This window comes from Pseudomonas sp. ANT_J28, from assembly GCF_008370005.1.
GTDB lineage: Bacteria > Pseudomonadota > Gammaproteobacteria > Pseudomonadales > Pseudomonadaceae > Aquipseudomonas > Aquipseudomonas frigoris.
The window spans coordinates 138075-161570 of record NZ_VOBM01000004.1; the positions used below are offsets into that span (position 1 = coordinate 138075).

A 23496-nucleotide genomic window follows, 5' to 3' on the forward strand; every position below is an offset into this window, starting at 1 on the left:
GGCGCTCCTCAGGCTTCGGCGTTGGCTTTGATCAGACGGTCGTAGGCGTCTTGATCCAGCAGTTTGGCGACAGCCGATGCATCGGTTGGCTGGAAGCGGAAGAACCAGCCTTCGCCCAGCGGATCTTCGTTGACCAGTTCAGGGCTGCTGTCCAGCGCCGGGTTCACTTCCAGCACTTCGCCGTCCAGCGGCATGTACACGCCGCTGGCGGCTTTTACCGATTCCACGGTGGCGGCTTCAGCGCCTTTGTCGTAGGACTGCAGCTCAGGCAGTTGTACGAAAACCACGTCGCCGAGGGCGTTCTGTGCGAAAGCGGTGATGCCGACGGTGACAGTGCCGTCAGCTTCGGTGCGCAGCCATTCGTGATCTTCAGTAAAACGCAACTCGCTCATGGAAACTCCTAGGGGGCCAGACTCGTCTGGTGGACGCGATTGAATACTCGGCAATGCCGTACTTTATGGATGGTTACTAAGCAAAAACGCGGCCAATGTTATTTTTATCTTATAAATCAACTACTTAGAGGTTATGGTGAGGCGTGACACTTTGGTGGTTGTAGCGAAATCGCTACAGCGCAGGGCAAAGAAAAAAGCCTAAGTGGATCAAAGCCTTGCACTGCGGTGATTAAGAGAGGGTGTAGCGATATCGTTCCACTGTAGCGCTTTCAGTACAGATGGAGGTCGCTTTTGAGGTGCTTACGGTTTATTGGGAATGCCGTACTTGCGCAATCGATGGGCGATGGCGGTGTGGGAGGTTTGCAGGCGGCTGGCCAGTTGGCGGGTCGAGGGGTAGCTGACGTAGAGCTTTTCGAGCAAAGTTTTCTCGAACTCCTCCATCGCCTGTTCGAGGCTGTCGACGTCGCTGTCGCTCTGGCGCGCCACGGAGGTGCCGGCGATGTCGAGGTCACCAATGTCCACCAGGCTGCTCTCGCAAATCGCCGCCGCGCGAAAGATCACGTTCTGCAACTGCCGCACATTGCCCGGCCAGCGGTTACCCAGCAGTGCCGGATAAGTGCCCGGCGCCAGGCGACAGACCGGGCGCTGGATCTGCGCACACGCCTGCTGCATGAAGTAGCGGGCCAGCAGCAGAATGTCCTGGCCGCGTTCGCGCAGGGGCGGGACTTCGACATTCAGGACGTTGAGGCGATAGAACAGGTCTTCGCGAAACGAGCCTTCGCTGACCATTTTTTCCAGATTGCGGTGGGTCGCGCTGAGGATTCGCACGTTGACCTTCACTTCGCGATCGCCGCCGACTCGCCGGAAGCTGCCGTCGTTGAGAAAACGCAGCAACTTCGCCTGCAAGTACGGCGACATTTCGCCGATCTCATCGAGAAACACCGTGCCCTGGTTGGCCAGTTCCATCAGTCCCGGTTTGCCGCCACGTTGTGCGCCGGTGAAGGCGCCGGGGGCGTAGCCGAACAGTTCGCTTTCGGCGAGGTTCTCCGGCAATGCCGCGCAGTTCAGCGCCAAAAATGGCGAACTGTGCCGAGCACTGATGGCGTGGCAGGCGCGGGCCACCAGTTCTTTGCCGGTGCCGGTTTCGCCCTGGATCAGCAACGGTGCATCGAGGGCCGCAACGCGCTGGGCGCGGGCCTTGAGGGTCCGAATCGCCGGGGACTCACCAAGCAGTGCATCGAAACCTTCGGCATGGTCGTGGTGCAGCGCCGATAGGCGTTCGCCAATGCGGTTGGGTTGATACAGGGTCAGCAGGGCGCCGGCGTCGGTAATCGGTGTGGCGTCCAGCAACAACGTCTGGCCGTTGACGGTGACTTCCCGCAGCGGCAGGCGGAAGCCGTTTTCCAGCAAGGCTTCGAGCAGTGCCGGGTCGGCGAACAGGTCCGCGATGCTTTCGCCGTCAGGCTCGCGACCGTACAAGGCAATCAGTGCCGGGTTGGCCAACAGCACCTTGCCGGCACTGTCCAGCGCCAGGACCGGGTCGGTCATGGCCGCGAGCAACGCATCAAGCTGCAGGTGCCGACGCTGACCGGGAAGAATGTCGACCACCGTCACCGCTTGCACGCCGCGCACGCTGAACAACGCATCGCGCAGCTCTTCGAGGACTTGCGGACTCAAGGTCGGGGCGTCGATGTAGACGTTGGGCGGCACCATTTCCACCGCATCCAGATTGAGATTGCGCCCACCGAGCAGGGCCAGGACTTCCTGGGTAATGCCGACGCGGTCTATGAAGCTGACGTGGATACGCATGGGGCGGTTTTTGGTTCTGGAATGCGGAGGGTGGCAAGTATGCCTTGGGGCGGGCCAATGGTGAAATCCTGCGCAGGACTTCAATGCAACGCCGAACCAATGTGGGAGCGAGCAGGCTCGCTCCCACACGGTTTATCCGAGGTGCTCGGGTTTTACCGGGTCGCCGGACTTCACATCAAGCTGCTTGCGCACGTCTTCGAACATTTCGTCGTAGGTCTTGTGCATTGACGCGATGTTGGCTTCTTTAGGGATGCCATATTTTTGCGCGATGTGCATGGCGTGCCGGGCGAAGTCGAATGCCTGATCCTTGGGCAGAAAAAATTCTTCCTGCAAATCCTTACCCTCGATGCTGCCATGCATCTTGAAGAGCATGCCTTTGCCTTCCTTCGGATCCTGCGTAACTTCATAGTCGATGCGCAGGTTGTAGCTGTAATCAGCTTTATTCAGCGCATGGCGCTCGATGTGCAAATGACCCGGCTCGAACGTTGCCATTGACGTCTCTCCCTATAAATAAGTAATGCCAGGTTTCGCCGTGCTGATGCGGGTGCCGGCCTTGCCCTGGACGATCGCTTCGATGTCCGAGAGTGAACCGATCACCGCGGTTTTTCCAGTGCGGCGGGCGAACTCGCAGGCGGCCTGAACCTTCGGCCCCATGGAGCCCGCTGCGAAGCCGAGTTTTTCCATTTCATCCGGGTGAGCCTGGGCGATGGCTTTCTGGGTCGGTTTACCGAAGTCGATGAAAGCGGCGTTGACGTCCGTGGCGATCACCAGCAGATCGCTTTCAAGCTGTTCGGCCAGTAGCGCCGAGCACAGGTCTTTGTCGATTACTGCTTCCACGCCTTGTAGTTTGCCGCTGGCGCCGTACATCGTCGGAATGCCACCGCCGCCGGCGCAAATCACGATGCTGCCTTTTTCCAGCAGCCACTTGATCGGGCGGATTTCGAAGATGCGTTTCGGTCTCGGGCTAGCCACGACACGGCGGAATTTATCGCCGTCCGGGGCAATCGCCCAGCCTTTCTCGGAGGCGAGTTTTTCTGCTTCGGCTTTGTCGTAGACCGGGCCGATGGGTTTGGTCGGGTTCTGGAACGCCGGGTCGTTGGCGTCGACTTCAACCTGGGTCAGCAGGGTGGCGAAGGGCACTTCGAAGTCCAGAAGGTTGCCCAGTTCCTGTTCGATGATGTAGCCGATCATGCCTTCGGTTTCGGCGCCGAGCACGTCCAGCGGGTAGGGCGAAACGGAGGTGTAGGCGGCCGCTTGCAGTGACAGCAGGCCCACTTGCGGACCATTGCCGTGGGCAATGACCAGTTGGTTGCCAGGGTACACCTTGGCGATTTGTTCAGTGGCAATCCGGATGTTGGCGCGTTGGTTGTCCGCGGTCATGGGTTCACCACGGCGGAGCAGGGCGTTACCGCCCAGAGCAACGACGATACGCATAATGCAGTCCTTTAAGAATTATCGTTCCCGCGCGATGCACGGGAACGATCGATACAGTTAGATATCCGCCAACGCCGACACCAGGATCGCCTTGATGGTGTGCATGCGGTTTTCCGCTTGCTCGAAGGCGATGTTGGCCGGCGATTCGAAGACTTCTTCAGTCACCTCGACGCCATTGGCCAGGTGCGGATAACGCGAGGCGATGTCCTTGCCAACCTTGGTTTCGCTGTTGTGGAACGCCGGCAAACAGTGCATGAACTTCACGCGCGGGTTGCCCGAGGCTTTCATCATTTTCGCGTTGACCTGGTACGGCAACAGTTGCTCGATGCGCTCGTCCCACGCTTCCACCGGCTCACCCATCGACACCCAAATGTCGGTGTGGATGAAGTCCACGCCTTTGACCGCTTCTTTCGGATCTTCGGTGATGGTGATGCGCGCGCCGCTGTCTTCGGCGAAGGCTTTGCACTGGGCGATGAAATCAGCGTGTGGCCACAGCGCTTTCGGCGCGCCGATGCGCACGTCCATACCGAGTTTGGCGCCGATCATCAGTAGCGAGTTGCCCATGTTGTAGCGGGCGTCACCGAGGTAGGCGTAGCTGATGTCGTGCAGCGGCTTGTCGCTGTGTTCGCGCATGGTCAGGGTGTCGGCGATCATTTGCGTCGGGTGGAATTCAGCGGTCAAACCGTTGAACACTGGCACACCCGCAAACTTGGCCAGCTCTTCAACGATTTCCTGTTCGAAGCCTCGGTACTCGATGGCGTCGAACATCCGCCCCAGCACGCGGGCGGTGTCTTTCATGCTTTCCTTGTGGCCGATCTGTGACGACACCGGGTCGATGTAGGTGACGTGGGCACCCTGGTCATGGGCCGCGACTTCGAAGGCGCAGCGGGTGCGGGTCGACGTTTTCTCGAAGATCAGCGCGATGTTCTTGCCTTGCAGGTGCGGACGCTCGGTGCCGGTATATTTGGCGCGTTTCAGGTCCCGGGACAGGTCCAGCAGATAGTGCAACTCGCGAGTGGTGTGGTGCATCAGCGAGAGCAGGCTGCGGTTGCGCATATTGAAAGCCATGATTGGATCTCCTTTGGTTTCGGTTATCCCCAGGGCCCGCGCTTTATAAGCGCAGGCCCTGGTGGGCAAATTAATAGTCGATAGGGTCGCGAATGATCGGGCAGGTCATGCAGTGGCCGCCGCCACGCCCGCGTCCAAGTTCGCCGGCGCTGATGGTGATGACTTCCACACCGGCCTTGCGCAGCAAGGTGTTGGTGTAGGTATTTCGGTCGTAACCGATCACCACGCCTGGCTCCAGCGCCACGACGTTGTTGCCGTCGTCCCACTGCTCGCGTTCGGCGGCGAAGCTGTTGCCGCCGGTTTCCACCACGCGCAACGCTTTGAGGTTGAGGGCCTTGGCCACGGTGTCGAGGAAGCTGGTTTCTTCGCGGCGAATGTCGATACCGCCCGCTTTTCCTTCGTCAGGGCGCAAGGTGAAGGCGACGATCTGGTTCACCACTTCCGGGAAGATCGTGACGAGGTCGCGGTCGCAGAAGCTGAACACGGTGTCCAGGTGCATCGCTGCGCGAGATTTCGGCAGGCCGGCGACGATCACGCGTTCCACGGCTTTGTTCTTGAACAGGTTCAGCGCCAGTTGGCCGATGGCCTGACGCGACGAACGCTCGCCCATGCCGATCAACACCACGCCGTTGCCGATTGGCATCACGTCGCCGCCCTCAAGGGTGGAACTGCCGTGTTCCTGGTCCGGATCGCCGTACCAGATCTCGAAGTCGGCGTTGGTGAACTGCGGATGGAATTTGTAGATGGCGGTGGCCAGCAACGTTTCCTGGCGGCGCGCCGGCCAGTACATCGGGTTCAGCGTCACGCCGCCGTAGATCCAGCAGGTGGTGTCACGGGTGAACTGGGTGTTGGGCAGCGGCGGCAGAATGAAGCTGGAATGGCCGAGGAAGTCGCGGAACATCTGAATGGCTTTGCCGCCGAAACTGTCCGGCAGGTCATCGGCGGAGACACCGCCAATCAGGAACTCAGCGATCTTGCGCGGCTGCAGGCTGCGCAGCCACGAACTGGTTTCGTTGACCAGGCCTAGGCCGACCGAGTTTGCAGTGATCTTGCGCTCAAGAATCCAGTCCAGCGCTTCAGGGATGGCGACGATGTCGGTCAGCAGGTTGTGCATTTCCAGCACGTCGATGTTGCGTTCGCGCATCTTGGTGACAAAGTCGAAATGGTCGCGCTTGGCTTGGGCAACCCACAGCACATCATCGAAAAGCAGCTCGTCACAGTTGTTCGGGGTCAGCCGCTGATGGGCCAGGCCAGGGGAGCAAACCATGACTTTGCGCAGTTTGCCGGCTTCGGAATGTACGCCGTACTTAACTTTTTCCGTGGTCATTACAGGGATCCTCCAGATGACAAATAAGTCAGGTATTACAGAGTCAAGAAGCCGTCATACAGCCCGTAAGCCGCCACCAGGGCGCCCGCGACGACCGCTGCGAAAATCAGCTTCTCGATGTTGGTGAAAACCGGTTTGTTGACTTCAAGCTTGGCCTTGGCGAACAGGATCGCGCCGGGGGCATAGAGCAGGGCGGAGAGCAGCAGGTATTTGACGCCACCGGCATAGATCAGCCAGACCGCGTAAATCAACGCAACGGCGCCGATGAACAGGTCCTTGCTGCGTTCGGCGGCAGCGTTTTCATAGCTCTCGCCGCGCACCGCCAGCAGCAGCGCGTAGGCCGCCGACCACAGATATGGCACCAGAATCATCGAGGTGGCGAGGTAGATCAGCGACAGGTAAGTGCTGGCGGAAAACAGTGTGATGATGAGGAACAGCTGGACCATTGCGTTGGTCAGCCACAGCGCATTGACCGGCACATGGTTGGCGTTTTCTTTGCGCAGGAAGGCCGGCATGGTGTGGTCCTTGGCGGCGGCGAACATGATCTCTGCGCACAGCAACACCCACGACAGCAACGCGCCGAGCAGCGAGATGATCAGGCCAACGCTGATCAGCACCGCGCCCCAATGACCGACCACGTGCTCCAGCACCGCAGCCATCGAAGGGTTTTGCAGTTTGGCCAGTTCCGGTTGAGTCATGATGCCCAGCGACAGCACATTCACCAGCACCAGAAACAGCAGCACGGTGATGAAGCCGATCACCGTGGCTTTACCGACGTCGCTGCGTTTTTCCGCACGGGCCGAGAAAATGCTCGCACCTTCGATACCGATGAACACCCAGACGGTGACCAGCATCATGTTGCGCACCTGGTTCATCACGCTGCCCAGTTCCGGGTTTTTCACGCCCCAGATGTCAGCGGTGAAGATGTCCAGCTTGAAGGCGAAAATCGCGATCAGCACAAACAGGACCAGCGGCACGATCTTGGCGACGGTGGTCACCAGGTTGATGAACGCCGCTTCCTTGATCCCGCGCAGCACCAGGAAATGCACGGCCCAGAGCAGCACCGAAGCGCCAATAACGGCGGCGACAGTATTGCCCTCGCCAAAAATCGGGAAAAAGTAACCGAGGGTGCTGAAGAGCAAAACGAAGTAACCGACGTTGCCCAGCCAGGCACTGATCCAGTAACCCCAGGCGGACGAGAAACCCATGTAGTCGCCGAAACCGGCTTTGGCGTAGGCGTAGACCCCGCCGTCCAGATCAGGCTTGCGATTGGCCAGGGTCTGGAACACGAAGGCCAGCGTCAGCATGCCTACGGCGGTGATCGCCCAACCGATCAGCACCGCGCCGACGTCGGCACTGGCGGCCATGTTCTGCGGCAAAGAGAAGATCCCGCCACCAATCATTGAGCCGACCACCAGTGCAACAAGTGCACCGAGTTTCAGTTTTCCGGGGGATTCAGACATTGCATGACTCCAATGCAGGAGAAGAGAGACAACAGAATAATTCTGTTAGTTATTCACTCATCTGACATGGATCAATGCATAGGCACATTCCATTATTATTGAAAGACTTATGAACTTTTACCGAACATAACGGTACTGCTGGAAAGCCCTATCCAAAGGGCTTGGCCAGATCAAACAGAAATAATGCTTATCGCATGGAGTTTTGAAGCTAGTTTGTTTTTGAGTTTTCGCAAATTTTCTTGTTTGCGTGTAGTTGAGAATTGAATTATTAGGTTCAACACGCAGAACTTCTATTGCGACGCGCCTGATAGAAGCACTGACTATAAATAAAATTACGTTAATGACCATTAATCAATAAACGTTATTACCGTTTGACTATTTAGTTAAATCGTTGGGCGATCACTGCCGTCGGTATGCTGACCCTGGCGTTAGTCTTCCAGCGGTCGCTGGAATGGAAACGGTGGTCGAAGGGGGTGTATTCGCGCAGCATCGGATTGAAGGGGGAGCACGGCACGGCTCACCTTTGATCAGCGAGCCGGACACAGCAACATCGTGTTGACGGAAAGGCTCAGGGCGTGAAGGCGTCCGAAAAGTCACCACCACTGTGCGCGATGGGAACCCAATTCCCCGGCAGGAAGTGCCCACTGCATCGGAGTTCCGGTGATTTTCAGTGGCACATGAAGTCGATGCGCCGGTCCCCAGGTTGTCTGCTCAACCAACACGCCCTGATCGTTTTCATCCTCTGCCCGTAGCGGTTCGTGTGAACCTGCGCCCTGTCCAATCAACAACTTCGCCGTCCGCGCCAGCGACAACCGGGCCGACCCGCCACGCCCCAGCAACGTGATCGCCGCAGCCGCCATCAAATACCCGGTCGCATGATCCAGCGCCTGCACCGGCAGTGGCGTCGGCTTATCCGCGTTCTTCCATCGCATGCCCGCTTCGGCGATCCCGCTGCTCATTTGTACCAGGCTGTCGAAGCCGCGGCGGTTCTGCCACGGGCCGCTCCAACCGTAGGCATTGAGGCTGACGTCGATCAGGCCGGGCGCCAGTTTCTGGCGTTCGGCGACGCCGTAACCCAGGCGTTCCAGTGCATCGGCGCGATAGCCGTGGAGCAGAATGTCAGCGTCCTTGAGCAGGCTTTCGAACACCGAGCGATCAGTCTTGTCGTGCAGGTCCAGGCGTGCGCAGCGTTTGCCCAGGGTGACTTCCGGCACCACGCCCGGTTCGTTCCAGGTCGGTGGGTCGATCCGCAAAACGTCGGCGCCGAGGCCTGCCAGAAAGCGGCTGGCGATCGGTCCGGCGAGCACTCGAGTCAAATCCAGCACCTTGATCCCGGCCAGCGGTTGCGCCCCCGAGCCTTGCCACGGTTTCGCGTTCTGGCGACTGTTGTCAGCAAACTGAATCAGCGGTTCGGCGTTCACCGCCTGACCTTGGGGATGCGCCTGCCATTGCGCCCAGCTACGCATCTCGGCGGCGCAGCCACCGGCATCGACCACGGCCTGCTCCAGATCGCTTTTGGCCCATTGAGCAACCTTGCTCGCCATCGCTGCACGGTCGGTACAGGCGCCGAGCACTTTTTCGGCTGCGGCGCGGTGATGGGGTGCGTTGGTGTGCAGGCGAATCCAGCCATCCTTTGTGGCGTAGTCACCGGCGACCGGATCCCACGGCGGCGGGACGCTCCAGCCTATCGGGCGGATCGACGTGGCGAACCAGAAAGAGGCCAGGCGGCGGTCGACCTCAAGGCTGGGTAAGCGACCGGTTTGTTGCTGCAGCCATTCGCTGACAGCCTGGCCGGCAGCGGCAATGCTGGCGCACGCCAGGTCGGTGACGGCAAACGCCGAGGGCAGGGCACCGCTCGAGGTGAACTTGACCTGGGTATGAGGCAAGCCGAGTGCGGTTTGAATGGACGTGAGTAAATCAGTCATCGAAGGCCCTCCGGGAGAGGGCCTGATGATAGATCAAATTACACCCGGAACTGATCCATCAATTTCATCTGATGGGTGGTCAACGAATTGAGCTTGCTGCTGATCTGCGCCGATTCGGTGGCTTGGCCGGTCAGGGTTTCGGTGACGGTGCGGATCGCCGAGACGTTGCGGTTGACCTCTTCGGCCACGGCGCTTTGCTGTTCGGCGGCGCTGGCGATTTGCAGGTTCATGTCGCTGATGACCGTCACCGCGTCGCTGATTTTGCTCAGAGCCTGCACCGCTTGCTGGATCTGTCCGGCGTTGCTGTGAGCCTGGGACTGGCTCGAATGCATGGTGGCGACCACGCCGCGAGTACCGGACTGGATGCGCTCGATGACGATGCGAATTTCCTCCACCGAATCCTGCGTACGTTTGGCCAGGTTGCGAACCTCGTCGGCGACCACCGCAAAGCCGCGACCGCTTTCCCCGGCGCGTGCAGCTTCGATGGCGGCGTTGAGCGCCAGCAGGTTGGTTTGCTCGGCGATGCTGCGGATCACCTCCAGCACCGAACCAATCTGCTCGCTGTTGACCGCCAATGCTTCGACTTCGGTCACTGCCTTACTGACTTCGTCGGCCAGTTGATTGATGTCGCGGGTGCTGCGTTCGATGATCTGCATGCCGTCGCGGGCCGACTGGTCGGCACCCTTGGCCGCGTTAGCCGCGTTCGAGGCACTGTTGGCGACGTCGTGGGCGGTGGCGCTCATTTCGTTGGACGCGGTGGCGACCTGGTCGATTTCGCGGAACTGCACCTGCATGCCTTCGCTGGTCTGGCGGGCGATTTCTGAAGACTGGTCGGCCGTGCCGCGTGCATCGGTGATGCTTTGTTTGATCTGCGCGATGGTCGGTTGCAACTTGTCGAGGAAGCGGTTGAACCAGCTCACCAGTTCGCCCAGTTCGTCTTTCTTGCTGTAGTGCAGACGCTGCGTCAGGTCGCCGTCGCCGCTGGCAATCGCCTTGAGCATCTCGGCCACGCTGTTGATCGGCCGGGTCACGCCGGACGCCGTGAACCAGATCAGTAACAGTCCGACCAGGCCAGCAATCACCGCGACCAAAACGGCTTTGATCGTGCCGCTTTGCTGCGCGTCATTGAGTACGGCTTGCAGTTTTACCGAGTCGGCCAGCAACACTTGTTTTGGCAGGTCGATCACCACGCCCCAGGCTTTGGACTCGGCAATCGGACTGACCGGGTACACCGCACGGATCAGGTCGCCCTGTTCGAGAATCTTCGGCGTACCCCCGCTGAGTAGTTGCAGGACCTCCTTGCCATCTGCGCCCAAGGTATCGCCGATGCTTTTGCCGACCTTGCTCGCGTCCATGCTGTAACCGGCGAGTACGCCGCTGCCGGAGACAATCAGCATGTGTCCGGCGCTATTGAACAGGTCGCGTTGAGAATCGACAGCCGCCGCTTGCAGGGCGTCGAGGGCGATGTCCACACCGACCACGCCGATGGATTTGCCGTCCACCAGCAGCGGCACGGAAATGGTGGTCATCAGCATTTCCTTGCCGGCGACGGTATCGGCATACGGGTCGAGCAGGCAGGTACGTTTGCTATCGCGAGGGCAGGTGTACCAGCTGTTATAGGGTGTGCCGCTGAGGCTCAAGGTGGTTTTGGTCATGTCGTCTTCGACCATGATCGTGTTGATCCCGACACCGCCGGCACGGCTCCAGTAGCTGGCGAAACGACCGGCTTCGTTGGACTGGCGAGCCGCATCGTTGGCGAATTCGCTGTCCTTGCCGTCCAGGCCATTGGGTTCGAATGCCAGCCAGATGCCGAGCACTTTACTGTTGCGCTCGAAGGCGGTTTTCAGGCTCTGGTTCAACTCTTCACGCAGGACGCCGGCGTCAAGGGAGCGCTTGCTCGCCATGTTGCGCATGTCCTTGATCTGATCGGCCAGGGCTGTCACCACCAGCAGGCTTTCGCCGAAGGTCTTCTGCACCCGCACCGCTTGCTCGGCAGCCTTGGCCTGGAGCAGGTTCTGCACGCTGGCGGTGAGCATCTTGCTGCTGGAGGCACTGACCAGTTCATCGTTCTGATCGCTCTGGTAGATGTTCATGCCGACGATCAAGACGACCACGCCCAGCAGGCACAGACCGGACAGCAGGACGATTTTCAGGCGGATGGAGAGAGAGTCGAACATAGGACGAACTCGCGAATGGATGAGGTGTTGGCTGTGAGTCGGGATCGACCCGGTTCGCCAAGTCCATTCAGCGCCATTTAATGCACATCGGCGCGGGCGCAGGTTGCATGAACGCGAAGCCGACGAACGGTAGCAGGTGACCGTTTGCGCAGGAAAATGCCCTGAAAAGGACAGAAATTCAGGAGATTGTCGGCAACGATTCCGGCCGCGCGGCAGGGTGAGGCAGGAGGCTCGATCGACAAGTCCTCCTGCAGGAGCAAGCGCCCACAGGAGGGCGCATTCAGTCAGGCAAGCAACAGAGTGAAGCTTTAGGCGCGGCCCAGCAGATAGGTCGCGTAATCGGGGATCCGATGTTCGTGCGCCTGCTCCATCATCGGGCTGCTGAGCAGGTAGTCGGCGCTGCATTCGTTGCAGGCGACGGGAATGTTCCAGACCGCCGCGACTCGCAGCAACGCCTTGATGTCCGGGTCGTGCGGCTGTGGTTCGAACGGGTCCCAGAAGAACACCAGCATGTCGACCCGCTGCTCGGCGATTCGCGCGCCGAGTTGCTGATCGCCGCCCAATGGGCCGCTGATCATGCTCTCCACAGGCAAATCCAGGCGTTGTTGCAACAACAACCCGGTGGTGCCGGTTGCGACCAGTTCATGCTGTGCGAGCCTGTCTTTCTGCCGCTCCGCCCAGTCCAGCAAAAACACCTTGCAGTGGTCATGGGCGACCAAGGCAATACGCTTGCGCGCTGCCATGGTCTTTTGCGTAAAGCTGATACCGATCATGGGTGCTGCTCCTGCTTTTTCACGGCGGGTTATTCAGCGTTGCACAGCGCCAGGCAGTTATCGAGCATGCGGTTGGAGAAACCCCATTCGTTGTCGTACCAGGCCAGCACCTTGAGCAGCTTGCCGCTGGACTTGGTGTGGTTGGCGTCAAAGATAGACGACAGGGGATTGTGGTTGAAGTCGCTGGAGACCAGCGGCAGGGTGTTGTAACCGAGAATCTTCGAGTGCTGGCTGGCTTCTTTCAGCAGCGCGTTCACTTCATCGGCCGACGCTTCGCGTTTGAGTTGCACGGTCAGGTCCACCAGCGACACGTTGATCACCGGCACGCGCACCGACATACCGGTCAGTTTGCCCGCCAGTTCTGGCAGCACCAGACCGACCGCTTCAGCCGCGCCGGTTTTGCTCGGGATCATGTTCTGCGTGGCCGAGCGCGCACGATACGGATCGACATGATAGACGTCGGTCAGGTGCTGATCGTTGGTGTAGGCGTGAATAGTGGTCATCAGACCGCTTTCGATTCCCAGCTCGCGGTGCAACACCTGGGCCACCGGGGCCAGGCAGTTGGTGGTGCACGAAGCATTGGAAATGATCTGGTGCGATTGGCGCAGAATGTCGTGGTTAACGCCATACACCACTGTGGCATCGGCGCCTTTGGCCGGGGCCGAGATGATCACTTTGCGTGCGCCGGCCGTAATATGCGCGGCGGCTTTGGCGCGGTCGGTGAACAAACCGGTGCATTCGAATACGACGTCGATCTTCTCGGCAGCCCAAGGCAGTTCGGCCGGGTTGCGAATGGCGCTGACAGAAATACGGTCGCCGTTGACGGTCAGGCTTTCCCGATCGTGCTGGACATCGGCATCGAACGTGCCGTGAACAGTGTCGTACTTGAGCAGATGAGCGTTCATCGCGCTGTCGCCCAGGTCATTGATGGCAACGATCTGCAGATCCTGGCGATAACCTTGGGTATACAGTGCGCGAAGGACGTTACGGCCAATTCGGCCAAAACCATTGATTGCGATTCGAAGAGTCATTTAACAGGGCCGCCGTCGTTTTGTTGTTGGAATTACAAGATTATTCGCATAAAAATAGAAAACAAGCCTTTTTAATGGCAATATTTTGTTCAATCTACAACGAGTGACCTGAATCAACTGGTCCGACCGATCAAGAAAACCGTCTGTCATCCCATCGACAACGGCTCTTGTTCAGCATAGACAATCAGGTCGCCACATCCGTTAGCCTGGAGTTCTAAACATGCATCCCCGCGTCCTTGAGGTCACCGAACGGCTTATCGCCCGCAGCCGCGCCACGCGTGAGGCTTACCTTGCACTGATTCGTGGTGCTGCCAGCGACGGTCCCATGCGCGGCAAGCTGCAATGCGCCAACTTCGCCCACGGCGTGGCCGGTTGCGGCACCGACGACAAGAACAGTCTGCGGATGATGAACGCCGCCAACATTGCGATTGTTTCGTCCTATAACGACATGCTCTCGGCGCACCAGCCGTACGAAGTCTTTCCTGAACAGATCAAAAAAGCCCTGCGCGAAATCGGCTCCGTCGGCCAGTTCGCCGGCGGCACCCCGGCCATGTGCGATGGCGTGACCCAGGGCGAACCGGGCATGGAATTGAGCCTGCCGAGCCGTGAAGTGATCGCGCTGTCCACCGCTGTGGCGTTGTCCCACAACATGTTCGATGGCGCGCTGATGCTCGGCATCTGCGACAAGATCGTGCCGGGCTTGATGATGGGTGCGCTGCGCTTCGGTCACTTGCCAACGATCTTCGTACCCGGCGGGCCGATGGTCTCGGGCATTTCCAACAAGCAGAAAGCCGACGTGCGCCAGCGCTATGCCGAAGGCAAGGCCAGCCGCGAAGAGTTGCTGGAATCGGAGATGAAGTCCTACCACAGCCCGGGTACCTGCACCTTTTACGGCACCGCCAACACCAATCAGTTGTTGATGGAAGTCATGGGCCTGCACTTGCCGGGCGCCTCTTTCGTCAACCCGAACACGCCGTTGCGTGATGCCCTGACCCGCGAAGCGGCGCATCAAGTCACGCGTCTGACCAAGCAGAGTGGCGACTTCATGCCGATCGGCGAAATCGTCGACGAACGTTCGCTGGTCAACTCCATCGTGGCGTTGCACGCCACCGGCGGCTCGACCAACCACACCTTGCACATGCCGGCGATCGCCATGGCGGCGGGCATTCAATTGACCTGGCAGGACATGGCCGACCTCTCCGAGGTGGTGCCGACCCTGAGCCACGTCTACCCGAACGGCAAAGCCGACATCAACCACTTCCAGGCAGCGGGCGGCATGTCGTTCCTGATCCGCGAATTGCTGGAAGCCGGACTGCTGCACGAAAACGTCAACACGGTTTTGGGCCATGGCCTCAGCCGCTACACCATGGAACCGTTCCTCGAAAACGGCGAGCTGGTCTGGCGCGAAGGCCCGATCGAAAGCCTCGACGAAACCATCCTGCGTCCAGTCGCGCGTGCGTTCTCGCCAGAAGGCGGCCTGCGCGTGATGGAAGGCAACCTCGGTCGCGGCGTCATGAAGGTTTCCGCCGTCGCGTTGGAAAACCAGATCGTTGAAGCTCCGGCGATGGTGTTCCAGGATCAGCAGGATCTGGCCGATGCGTTCAAGGCCGGTTTACTGGAGAAGGATTTCGTCGCGGTGATGCGCTTCCAGGGGCCGCGTTCCAACGGCATGCCGGAGCTGCACAAGATGACGCCGTTCCTCGGCGTGCTGCAGGATCGCGGCTTCAAAGTGGCGCTGGTCACCGACGGGCGCATGTCCGGTGCGTCGGGAAAAATCCCGGCGGCGATTCACGTCAGCCCCGAAGCGTATGTGGGCGGCGCTTTGGCACGGGTGCAAGAGGGCGATATCATCCGCGTCGATGGCGTCAAAGGCACTCTGGAGCTTAAGGTGGACGCCGAAGAATTCGCAGCGCGCGAACCTGCCAAGGGCCTGTTGGGCAATAACATCGGCAGCGGGCGCGAACTGTTTGGTTTCATGCGCATGGCCTTCAGCTCGGCGGAGCAAGGCGCCAGCGCCTTTACTTCTGCCCTGGAGACGCTTAATTGAAACTGGCTTTGGTCGGTGACATCGGTGGGACCAACGCACGTTTCGCGTTGTGGAAAAACCAGCAGCTGGAATCGATTCAGGTGCTGGCAACGGCCGACCACGCCAGCCCGGAAGAGGCGATTGCTCTCTACCTGAGCGGGCTTGGCCTGGAACCGGGTTCGATCGGTTCGGTGTGCCTGTCGGTGGCCGGCCCCGTCAGCGGCGATGAATTCAAGTTCACCAACAATCACTGGCGACTCAGCCGCAAGGGTTTCTGCAAGACCTTGCAGGTGGATCAACTGTTGCTGGTCAACGACTTCTCGGCGATGGCGCTGGGCATGACCCGTTTGCAGCCGGACGAGTTTCGGGTGGTCTGCGAAGGCACGCCGGAACCGTTGCGGCCGGCGGTAGTGATCGGTCCGGGGACTGGCCTCGGTGTTGGCACGTTGCTGGATCTGGGGGAAGGTCGTTTCGCCGCGTTGCCGGGGGAGGGCGGTCACGTCGATTTACCGCTGAGCAGTCCGCGGGAAACTCAACTGTGGCAGCACATCTTCAATGAGATCGGCCATGTCAGCGCTGAAACGGCGTTGAGCGGCAGCGGCTTGCCGCGTGTCTATCGGGCGATTTGTGCGGTGGACGGTCATGAGCCCGTGCTGGATTCCCCTGAGTCGATTACCGCAGCCGGGCTGGCCGGCGATCCGATTGCCCTGGAAGTGCTCGAGCAGTTCTGCTGCTGGCTGGGTCGTGTGGCCGGCAACAACGTGCTGACCACGGGCGGTCGGGGTGGCGTGTACATCGTGGGCGGGGTGATTCCGCGGTTCGCCGATTTCTTCATCGAAAGCGGTTTTGCCCGGTGCTTTGCCGACAAGGGCTGCATGAGCGATTACTTCAAGGGCATCCCGGTGTGGCTGGTGACGGCGCCGTATTCCGGCCTGATGGGGGCAGGGGTAGCACTGGAGCAATCCAGCCCGGCCTGAAATGCTCCCACATGGGTTTTGCGGTGTTTGTTGGTTCTGCGCTTAAGGCATAATCCGCCCAATTCAAACAACAAGGACGCCGCCCCGTGAGCTCAGTCAACAAGTCGATTTTGTTGGTCGATGACGATCAAGAGATACGCGAGTTGCTGGACACCTACCTGACCCGCGCCGGTTTCCAGGTTCGTACCACGCCCGACGGTGCAGGCTTTCGTCAGGCGATGAACGAGGCACCGAGCGATCTGGTGATCCTCGACGTCATGCTGCCGGACGAAGACGGTTTCAGCCTCTGCCGCTGGATCCGTCAGCACCCGCGTCAGGCTCAGGTGCCGATCATCATGCTCACGGCCAGTTCCGACGAGGCCGACCGCGTCATCGGTCTGGAATTGGGCGCCGACGATTACCTCGGCAAACCCTTCAGCCCGCGTGAATTGCAGGCACGCATCAAAGCCTTGTTGCGTCGCGCGCAGTTCGGTCAGGAGCGTTCCGGCAGTGAAGTGCTGGCCTTCGATGACTGGCGACTGGACATGGTCAGCCACCGCCTGTTCCACATTGACGGCGAAGAAGTGATTCTCTCCGGCGCCGATTTCGCGCTGCTGAAACTGTTCCTCGATCATCCCCAGGAAATTCTCGACCGCGACACCATCGGCAACGCCACCCGTGGTCGTGATTTGATGCCGCTGGATCGCATCGTCGACATGGCGGTCAGCCGTTTGCGCCAGCGCCTGCGCGACACCGAAAAACCGCCGCGGTTGATCCGTACCGTGCGCGGCAGCGGCTACCAACTGGCCGCCAATGTGGTTGCCAGCAATGGCCACTGAGTTTTTTCGCAAGCTCGCCGCACGGATTCCCGTGCCGCGTTCGTTGCTCGGGCGGATGTTGCTGTTGACGCTGTTGGCAGTGTTGTTCGCCCAGACGCTGTCGAGCGTGATCTGGGTCTCGCAACTGCGCGCCACCCAACTGGAAGGACTGGTCACCAGCGCCCGTAGCCTCGCTCATTCGATGACGGCCAGCGTCAGTTACTTCCGCTCTCTGCCGGTAGCGTTTCGGCCATTGGTACTCGACCAGTTGCGCAGCATGGGCGGCACCCGTTTTGTGGTGACGCTCAACGACAAACCCTTGGGCATGGAAGTGCTGCCGATCACCCCGCGCAAAGAAGCCGTGCTCAAAGCGGTGGACGAAGTGCTGCGCCAGTCCCTGGGCCAGGACACGGATATCTCGGTGACGTTCGTCAGCCCCGAAGACCTGCGGATCTTCAACGGTGGCCTGAAACTCGATGAATTGCCGCGCTCCTGGGCGCATTACGCGCTGACCCTGGAACCGGTGAACCCGCCGGTATTGGTCACCCAAATCCAGATGGCGCCGGGCGAGTGGCTGTACATCGCCTCTCTGTTGCCCGAGCCCTACACCAGTCTTGAAGAACAAGGCCTGCCGGCGCAGCAAGTCTGGTTCATCGTGCTCACCAGCGGCTTTTTGCTGTTGTTCATTGGCCTGCTGGTGCACTGGCAGAGCCGGCCGCTCAAACGTTTGGCGCGGGCTGCCCGGGACATGTCCCTCGGCGCGGAAGTCGAGCCAGTGGCGGAGGGGGGCGGCAGTGAAGTGGTTGAGGTCGGCCGCGCCTTCAATGCAATGCGCGAACGCATCAGCCGTTACCTGACCGAGCGCAGCCAGTTGTTCAGCGCGATTTCCCATGACTTGCGCACGCCAATTACCCGTTTGCGGTTGCGGGTTGAATTGCTCGAAGACGAAACGCTGCAAGCCAAGTTCGGCCGTGATCTGGATGAGCTGGAGCTGTTGGTCAAAGGCGCGCTGCAATGCGTGAAAGACACCGACATCCACGAAAACATCGAGCCGGTGGACCTCAACCACGTGCTTGATTGTCTGGTGGAGCCGTACCTGGCGCCCAACGGCAATGGTCGCGTCACCCAGCAAGGGCGTGCGCTGGCGGCGTATCCGGGGAAGCCGCTGGCGCTCAAGCGTTGCATCGGCAACCTGATCGACAATGCCTTGAAGTATGGGCAGAAAGCGCATCTGCACATTGATGACGACCAGAGTGCGTTCATCCTGCATGTGGACGATGAAGGCCCAGGCGTGCCGGAGCAGCGGATGGAGCAGGTGTTCGAGCCGCACTTTCGGCTGGCCGGGCAGCAGCAGGGTTATGGATTGGGGTTGGGGATTGCGCGAAATATTGCGCATAGCCATGGGGGGGAGGTCAGCCTGCAGAATTTGCGTGAGGGTGGGTTGCGGGTGACGTTGCAATTGCCGCGCAGTGTTGATTAGCGGCACCGCGTTATCGTTCTTCGCGAGCAAGCCCGCTCCCACACTGGATTTGCGTCGTACACAAATCCAATGTGGGAGCGGGCTTGCTCGCGAAGGCGCCAGACTTTTCAACACATTCCTCAGGCTGAATGTCACAAGTCAGTGACATAACTCGCCCCCTTCGTTACAAGCCCGCCACCGCCCGTTGTTTAGACTGCCCCCAGTCATAACAACAAAAAAGGCACCCCATGGACACCTTCCAACCCGCGTTCAGCAGTTGGCTGAACGCCCCCGCCCATCAGCACTGGCTCGCCGCCGAAGGCCTGCGCCTGCTGGCGTTTGCCAAGGCTTCGAAGCTCGCCGTAGGCTTTGGCAATCTTGATGAAAAGGGCCGCCTCCCGGCCAACGCCCACGCCGAAACCATGAACACCGCGCGCATGACCCACAGTTTCGCCATGGCCCACATTCAGGGCTTGCCGGGTTTCGCCGAGCTGGTGGATCACGGCGTCAAAGCCCTCAGCGGCCCATTGCGTGACGCCGAACACGGTGGCTGGTTCGCTGCCCCCGAACACCGCGATGGCAACACCGGCAAGGCGGCTTATCTGCACGCCTTCGTCGCGCTGGCCGCCAGTTCTGCGGTCGTCGCTCAGCGTCCCGCCGCGCAGGCCTTGCTCGACGATGCTATCCACATCATCGACGCGCATTTCTGGTGCGAGCAGGAGGGCGCGATGCGCGAATCCTTCAACCGCGACTGGAGTGAAGAGGAAAGCTATCGCGGCGCCAACAGCAACATGCACGCCACCGAAGCCTTTCTCGCGTTGGCCGATGTCACCGGCGACAACCGTTGGCTGGTCCGCGCCCAGCGCATCGTCGAGCGGGTGATCCATGGTCACGCCGCTGCCAACGATTACCTGGTGGTCGAGCATTTCGACCGTGACTGGCAACCCTTGCGCGAATACAACCACGACAACCCGGCCGATGGTTTTCGCCCCTACGGCACCACGCCGGGCCACGGTTTCGAATGGGCCCGGTTGATGCTGCATCTTGAAGCGGCGCGGGTTAAGGCCGGGATGCTGACGCCGGGCTGGCTCGCCACCGATGCGCAGAAACTCTTCGACCACAACTGTCGTCACGGCTGGGATGTCGACGGGGCGCCGGGGATTGTCTACACCCTCGACTGGGACAATCGCGCCGTGGTTCGCCATCGCCTGCACTGGACTCATTGCGAAGCCAGCGCCGCGGCCAGTGCGCTGCTTAAACGCACAGGCGATGCGCAATACGAAAGTTGGTACCGACTATTTTGGGAATTCTGCGACAGCCATTTCATCGACCACGAAGGCGGCAGCTGGCATCACGAACTCGATCCGCAGAACCGTCCGAGCGCCGATATCTGGGCTGGTAAACCCGATCTTTATCACGCCTGGCAAGCCATATTTATCCCGCGATTGCCTCTGGCGCCGAGCATGGCGACTGCCCTGGCACAGTTATCCCAGAGCGCTCCTGTGTAACCATGCGGTGACATTCGAACGTCCCTTCGTTACCTGCGAAGGGACAACACCTGTTTAAAATCCTATGCAGCGCAAGCACCAGACTTGCATGCATAACAACAAGAAAGGTACTACTAGATGAACGCGATTTCTCGCCTCGCTACTGTCATTTCTCTCGCTTCACTGCTTCCCCTGTCTGCATTCCCGCTGAGTGCGCTTGCCGCCGACTCCAAAGGTTCGGTGGAAGTCGTTCACTGGTGGACCTCTGGTGGTGAAAAGGCTGCGGTCGATGTTCTGAAGGCCCAAGTCGAAAAAGACGGCTTTACCTGGAAGGACGGCGCAGTCGCCGGTGGCGGCGGTTCCACTGCCATGACCGTACTCAAAAGCCGCGCCGTCGCCGGTAACCCGCCGGGCGTTGCCCAGATCAAAGGTCCGGACATCCAAGAGTGGGGCAGCACTGGCCTGCTCAGCACCGATACCCTGAAAGACGTGGCCAAGTCCGAAGGCTGGGATGGCCTGCTGTCGAAGAAAGTCTCCGACACCGTCAAATACGAAGGCGACTACGTCGCCGTGCCGGTGAACATTCACCGCGTCAACTGGCTGTGGATCAACCCGGAAGTCTTCAAGAAAGCCGGGATCGAAAAAGCCCCGACTACCCTCGAAGAATTCTATGCCGCCGGCGACAAGCTCAAAGCTGCCGGCTTCATCGCGCTTGCCCACGGTGGCCAGCCTTGGCAGGACAGCACCGTGTTTGAAGACGTGGTGCTCTCGGTCATGGGCGCTGACGGTTACAAGAAAGCCCTGGTAGACCTGGATCAGAAAACCCTCTCGGGCGCCGAGATGACCAAGTCGTTCACGGAGCTTAAAAAACTCACTGGCTACATGGACCCGAACCGCGCCGGTCGTGACTGGAATATCGCGGCCGCCGACGTCATCAACGGCAAGGCCGGTATGCAGATGATGGGCGACTGGGCCAAGAGCGAATGGACCGCAGCCAAGAAAGTAGCGGGCAAGGACTACGAGTGCGTGCCGTTCCCGGGCACCGAAAAAGCCTTCACCTACAACATCGATTCCCTGGCGGTGTTCAAGCTCAAGGCTGATCGCAAAGGCGACATCGCCGCTCAGCAAGACCTGGCCAAGGTCGCGCTGGGTAAAGACTTCCAGAAAGTCTTCAGCATCAACAAAGGCTCGATCCCGGTGCGTACCGACATGCTTAACGACATGAGCGGCCTGGGCTTCGATTCCTGCGCTCAAGCGTCGGCCAAGGATTTCCTTGCAGACGAGAAGACTGGCGGCCTGCAACCGAGCATGGCGCACAACATGGCCACTTCCCTGGCCGTGCAGGGCGCGATCTTCGATGTGGTGACCAACTTCATGAACGACAAGGATGCTGACCCGGCCAAGGCCAGCGCCCAACTGGCATCGGCCGTCAAAGCCGCCCAGTAATCCCTGACACCGCGTGTCCCCATGTGGGAGCGGGCTTGCTCGCGAAGACGGACTGACATTCAACATGGATGTCGACTGACACACCGCTTTCGCGAGCAAGTCCGCTCCCACAAGGGATCGCCGTGCGGATTTCATTTCTCTTCACCTGGATTATCCCGATGAGCTCTGTGGCGGTTTTCAGCAAAGCCTCACCGTTCGACGCACTGCAGCGCTGGCTCCCCAAACTGGTTTTGGCGCCAAGCATGCTGATCGTCCTGGTTGGTTTTTACGGTTACATCATCTGGACATTCGTTCTGTCCTTCACCAATTCCAGCTTCATGCCGAGCTACAAATGGGTCGGCCTGCAGCAATACATCCGCCTGATGGACAACGATCGTTGGTGGGTCGCGAGCAAAAACCTCGCGGTCTTTGGCGGCATGTTCATCGGCATCAGCCTGGTGCTCGGCGTGTTCCTCGCGGTGCTGCTGGATCAGCGCATTCGCAAGGAAGGCTTCATCCGCACCGTTTACCTGTACCCGATGGCGCTCTCGATGATCGTCACCGGTACCGCGTGGAAATGGCTGCTAAACCCAGGGCTGGGCCTGGACAAAATGCTGCGTGACTGGGGCTGGGAAGGCTTCCGTCTCGACTGGCTGGTGGATCAGGATCGCGTGGTGTATTGCCTGGTGATCGCTGCTGTGTGGCAAGCCTCCGGGTTTGTGATGGCGATGTTCCTGGCCGGCCTGCGTGGTGTCGATCAATCGATCATCCGTGCCGCGCAAGTCGACGGTGCGAGCCTGCCGACTATCTACCTGAAGATCGTGTTGCCGAGCCTGCGCCCGGTGTTCTTCAGCGCCTTCATGATCCTCGCGCACATCGCGATCAAGAGCTTCGACTTGGTGGCGGCAATGACCGCTGGCGGCCCGGGCTACTCGTCCGACTTGCCCGCGATGTTCATGTATTCCTTTACCTTCAGCCGTGGCCAGATGGGCATCGGTTCGGCCAGCGCCATGATGATGCTCGGCGCGATCCTGGCGATTCTGGTGCCGTACCTGTACTCCGAATTGCGAGGCAAACGCCATGAGTAATCAACTCGGAAAACCGGCGATCAGCTTCAGCCGCATCGCAATCTACGCCACGCTGTTGCTGGCCGCCGCAATCTACCTGATCCCGCTGGTGGTGATGCTGCTGACCAGTTTCAAATCCCCGGAAGACATCCGCACCGGCAACCTGCTGAGCTGGCCGCAAGTGATTGACGGCATCGGCTGGATCAAGGCCTGGGACAGCGTCGGCAGCTACTTCTGGAACTCGGTGAAAATCACCGTGCCGGCAGTGCTGATCTCCACCTTCATTGGTGCAATGAACGGCTACGTGCTGTCGATGTGGCGCTTCCGCGGTTCGCAACTGTTCTTTGGGCTGCTGCTGTTCGGCTGCTTTCTGCCATTCCAGACCGTGCTGCTGCCGGCCTCGTTCACCCTCGGCAAGATTGGCCTGGCGAACACCACCACCGGTCTGGTGCTGGTGCACGTGGTCTACGGCCTGGCGTTCACCACGCTGTTCTTCCGCAACTACTACGTGAGCATTCCGGATGCGCTGGTCAAGGCTGCACGGCTTGATGGCGCGGGCTTCTTCACGATTTTCTGGAAGATCCTGCTGCCGATGTCGATCCCGATCGTGATGGTCTGCCTGATCTGGCAGTTCACTCAGATCTGGAATGACTTCCTGTTCGGCGTGGTCTTCGCCAGTGGCGATGCCCAGCCAATTACCGTGGCCCTGAACAACCTGGTCAACACCAGCACCGGGGCCAAGGAATACAACGTTGATATGGCCGCCGCGATGATCGCCGGGCTGCCGACACTGCTGGTCTACATATTCGCTGGCAAGTATTTCCTGCGTGGGCTGACGTCCGGCGCGGTCAAGGGGTAG

At 59.9% G+C, this 23496-nt stretch carries 19 protein-coding genes and 1 pseudogene; 8 read left to right on the plus strand and 12 right to left on the minus strand.

Features of this window, described 5'->3' with window-relative positions; translation table 11 throughout:
• Positions 1-8 precede the first annotated feature (8 nt).
• The 12 genes and pseudogenes from gcvH to gap all read right to left on the minus strand — a co-directional run bounded on the left by gcvH (position 9) and on the right by gap (position 13399).
• Entirely contained in the window at positions 9-392 is a 384-nt protein-coding gene (gcvH, locus tag FQ187_RS03815; protein ID WP_007949423.1) for a glycine cleavage system protein GcvH, read from the minus strand.
• Between the two features lie 300 nt (positions 393-692).
• Positions 693-2201 carry a sigma-54-dependent transcriptional regulator gene (locus FQ187_RS03820; protein WP_149628460.1) on the minus strand — a complete coding sequence of 503 codons (1509 nt, stop codon included), beginning with the start codon at positions 2199-2201 and terminating at the stop codon, positions 693-695.
• Between the two features lie 132 nt (positions 2202-2333).
• Complete coding sequence (locus FQ187_RS03825) at positions 2334-2693, minus strand: DUF5064 family protein (protein ID WP_149628461.1); 360 nt, start codon at positions 2691-2693, stop codon at positions 2334-2336.
• A 12-nt stretch (positions 2694-2705) separates the two neighbouring features.
• The gene (gene arcC / locus FQ187_RS03830) at positions 2706-3635 is read right to left on the minus strand and encodes a carbamate kinase (RefSeq protein WP_149628462.1); all 930 of its coding nucleotides are present in this window, start codon (positions 3633-3635) and stop codon (positions 2706-2708) included.
• Between the two features lie 57 nt (positions 3636-3692).
• The gene (locus FQ187_RS03835; protein WP_149628463.1) at positions 3693-4703 is read right to left on the minus strand and encodes an ornithine carbamoyltransferase; all 1011 of its coding nucleotides are present in this window, start codon (positions 4701-4703) and stop codon (positions 3693-3695) included.
• Positions 4704-4773: 70 nt separating this feature from the next.
• Positions 4774-6030, minus strand: coding sequence for an arginine deiminase (gene arcA, locus FQ187_RS03840; RefSeq protein WP_149628464.1), 1257 nt, complete (start codon positions 6028-6030; stop codon positions 4774-4776).
• A gap of 35 nt (positions 6031-6065) precedes the next feature.
• Positions 6066-7493 carry an arginine-ornithine antiporter gene (arcD, locus tag FQ187_RS03845; protein WP_149628465.1) on the minus strand — a complete coding sequence of 476 codons (1428 nt, stop codon included), beginning with the start codon at positions 7491-7493 and terminating at the stop codon, positions 6066-6068.
• Positions 7494-8086: 593 nt separating this feature from the next.
• Entirely contained in the window at positions 8087-9418 is a 1332-nt protein-coding gene (locus tag FQ187_RS03850; RefSeq protein ID WP_149628466.1) for a CoA transferase, read from the minus strand.
• Between the two features lie 38 nt (positions 9419-9456).
• Positions 9457-10212 carry a methyl-accepting chemotaxis protein gene (locus FQ187_RS30810; protein WP_371925501.1) on the minus strand — a complete coding sequence of 252 codons (756 nt, stop codon included), beginning with the start codon at positions 10210-10212 and terminating at the stop codon, positions 9457-9459.
• A 150-nt stretch (positions 10213-10362) separates the two neighbouring features.
• Positions 10363-12000 (minus strand): annotated as a pseudogene (locus FQ187_RS30815) (hypothetical protein); the annotation flags it as partial.
• Positions 11904-12368 (minus strand): methylglyoxal synthase, encoded by a 465-nt coding sequence (locus FQ187_RS03860; RefSeq protein WP_008155845.1) that lies wholly within the window; start codon positions 12366-12368, stop codon positions 11904-11906. The gene FQ187_RS03860 and the pseudogene FQ187_RS30815, both read right to left, overlap by 97 nt.
• A 29-nt stretch (positions 12369-12397) precedes the next feature.
• Positions 12398-13399: a type I glyceraldehyde-3-phosphate dehydrogenase gene (gap, locus tag FQ187_RS03865; RefSeq protein WP_149628468.1), complete on the minus strand. Its 1002-nt coding sequence runs from the start codon at positions 13397-13399 to the stop codon at positions 12398-12400.
• A gap of 220 nt (positions 13400-13619) precedes the next feature.
• Here gap and edd point away from each other — a divergent pair, with 220 nt between their 5' ends.
• The 8 genes from edd (at position 13620) to FQ187_RS03910 (ending at position 23496) form a co-directional block, all read left to right on the plus strand.
• Entirely contained in the window at positions 13620-15446 is a 1827-nt protein-coding gene (edd, locus tag FQ187_RS03870; protein ID WP_149628469.1) for a phosphogluconate dehydratase, read from the plus strand.
• Complete coding sequence (locus FQ187_RS03875; protein ID WP_149628470.1) at positions 15443-16402, plus strand: glucokinase; 960 nt, start codon at positions 15443-15445, stop codon at positions 16400-16402. Before edd ends, FQ187_RS03875 begins: the two co-directional genes overlap by 4 nt.
• 86 nt (positions 16403-16488) lie before the next feature.
• Positions 16489-17220 carry a response regulator gene (locus FQ187_RS03880; protein WP_008155851.1) on the plus strand — a complete coding sequence of 244 codons (732 nt, stop codon included), beginning with the start codon at positions 16489-16491 and terminating at the stop codon, positions 17218-17220.
• On the plus strand, positions 17210-18679 hold the full coding sequence (locus FQ187_RS03885; RefSeq protein WP_074879393.1) for an ATP-binding protein: 1470 nt from the start codon (positions 17210-17212) through the stop codon (positions 18677-18679). The genes FQ187_RS03880 and FQ187_RS03885 overlap by 11 nt, the downstream gene beginning before the upstream one ends.
• 227 nt (positions 18680-18906) lie before the next feature.
• Positions 18907-20166: an AGE family epimerase/isomerase gene (locus FQ187_RS03890; protein WP_149628471.1), complete on the plus strand. Its 1260-nt coding sequence runs from the start codon at positions 18907-18909 to the stop codon at positions 20164-20166.
• A 117-nt stretch (positions 20167-20283) separates the two neighbouring features.
• On the plus strand, positions 20284-21591 hold the full coding sequence (locus FQ187_RS03895; RefSeq protein WP_149628472.1) for an ABC transporter substrate-binding protein: 1308 nt from the start codon (positions 20284-20286) through the stop codon (positions 21589-21591).
• Between the two features lie 158 nt (positions 21592-21749).
• Complete coding sequence (locus FQ187_RS03905; protein ID WP_007902369.1) at positions 21750-22658, plus strand: carbohydrate ABC transporter permease; 909 nt, start codon at positions 21750-21752, stop codon at positions 22656-22658.
• Positions 22651-23496, plus strand: coding sequence for a carbohydrate ABC transporter permease (locus FQ187_RS03910; protein ID WP_007902370.1), 846 nt, complete (start codon positions 22651-22653; stop codon positions 23494-23496). Before FQ187_RS03905 ends, FQ187_RS03910 begins: the two co-directional genes overlap by 8 nt.

Coding starts and splice junctions, on each gene's coding strand:
- FQ187_RS03835 (WP_149628463.1), bottom strand. CDS start 4,703: ATGGCTTTCAATATGCGCAACCGCAGCCTGCTCTCGCTGATGCACCAC.
- arcA (WP_149628464.1), bottom strand. CDS start 6,030: ATGACCACGGAAAAAGTTAAGTACGGCGTACATTCCGAAGCCGGCAAA.
- FQ187_RS03850 (WP_149628466.1), bottom strand. CDS start 9,418: ATGACTGATTTACTCACGTCCATTCAAACCGCACTCGGCTTGCCTCAT.
- arcC (WP_149628462.1), bottom strand. CDS start 3,635: ATGCGTATCGTCGTTGCTCTGGGCGGTAACGCCCTGCTCCGCCGTGGT.
- FQ187_RS03885 (WP_074879393.1), top strand. CDS start 17,210: ATGGCCACTGAGTTTTTTCGCAAGCTCGCCGCACGGATTCCCGTGCCG.
- arcD (WP_149628465.1), bottom strand. CDS start 7,493: ATGTCTGAATCCCCCGGAAAACTGAAACTCGGTGCACTTGTTGCACTG.
- gap (WP_149628468.1), bottom strand. CDS start 13,399: ATGACTCTTCGAATCGCAATCAATGGTTTTGGCCGAATTGGCCGTAAC.
- FQ187_RS03825 (WP_149628461.1), bottom strand. CDS start 2,693: ATGGCAACGTTCGAGCCGGGTCATTTGCACATCGAGCGCCATGCGCTG.
- FQ187_RS03860 (WP_008155845.1), bottom strand. CDS start 12,368: ATGATCGGTATCAGCTTTACGCAAAAGACCATGGCAGCGCGCAAGCGT.
- FQ187_RS03905 (WP_007902369.1), top strand. CDS start 21,750: ATGAGCTCTGTGGCGGTTTTCAGCAAAGCCTCACCGTTCGACGCACTG.
- edd (WP_149628469.1), top strand. CDS start 13,620: ATGCATCCCCGCGTCCTTGAGGTCACCGAACGGCTTATCGCCCGCAGC.
- FQ187_RS03820 (WP_149628460.1), bottom strand. CDS start 2,201: ATGCGTATCCACGTCAGCTTCATAGACCGCGTCGGCATTACCCAGGAA.
- gcvH (WP_007949423.1), bottom strand. CDS start 392: ATGAGCGAGTTGCGTTTTACTGAAGATCACGAATGGCTGCGCACCGAA.
- FQ187_RS03910 (WP_007902370.1), top strand. CDS start 22,651: ATGAGTAATCAACTCGGAAAACCGGCGATCAGCTTCAGCCGCATCGCA.
- FQ187_RS03890 (WP_149628471.1), top strand. CDS start 18,907: ATGGACACCTTCCAACCCGCGTTCAGCAGTTGGCTGAACGCCCCCGCC.
- FQ187_RS30810 (WP_371925501.1), bottom strand. CDS start 10,212: ATGCAGGTGCAGTTCCGCGAAATCGACCAGGTCGCCACCGCGTCCAAC.
- FQ187_RS03895 (WP_149628472.1), top strand. CDS start 20,284: ATGAACGCGATTTCTCGCCTCGCTACTGTCATTTCTCTCGCTTCACTG.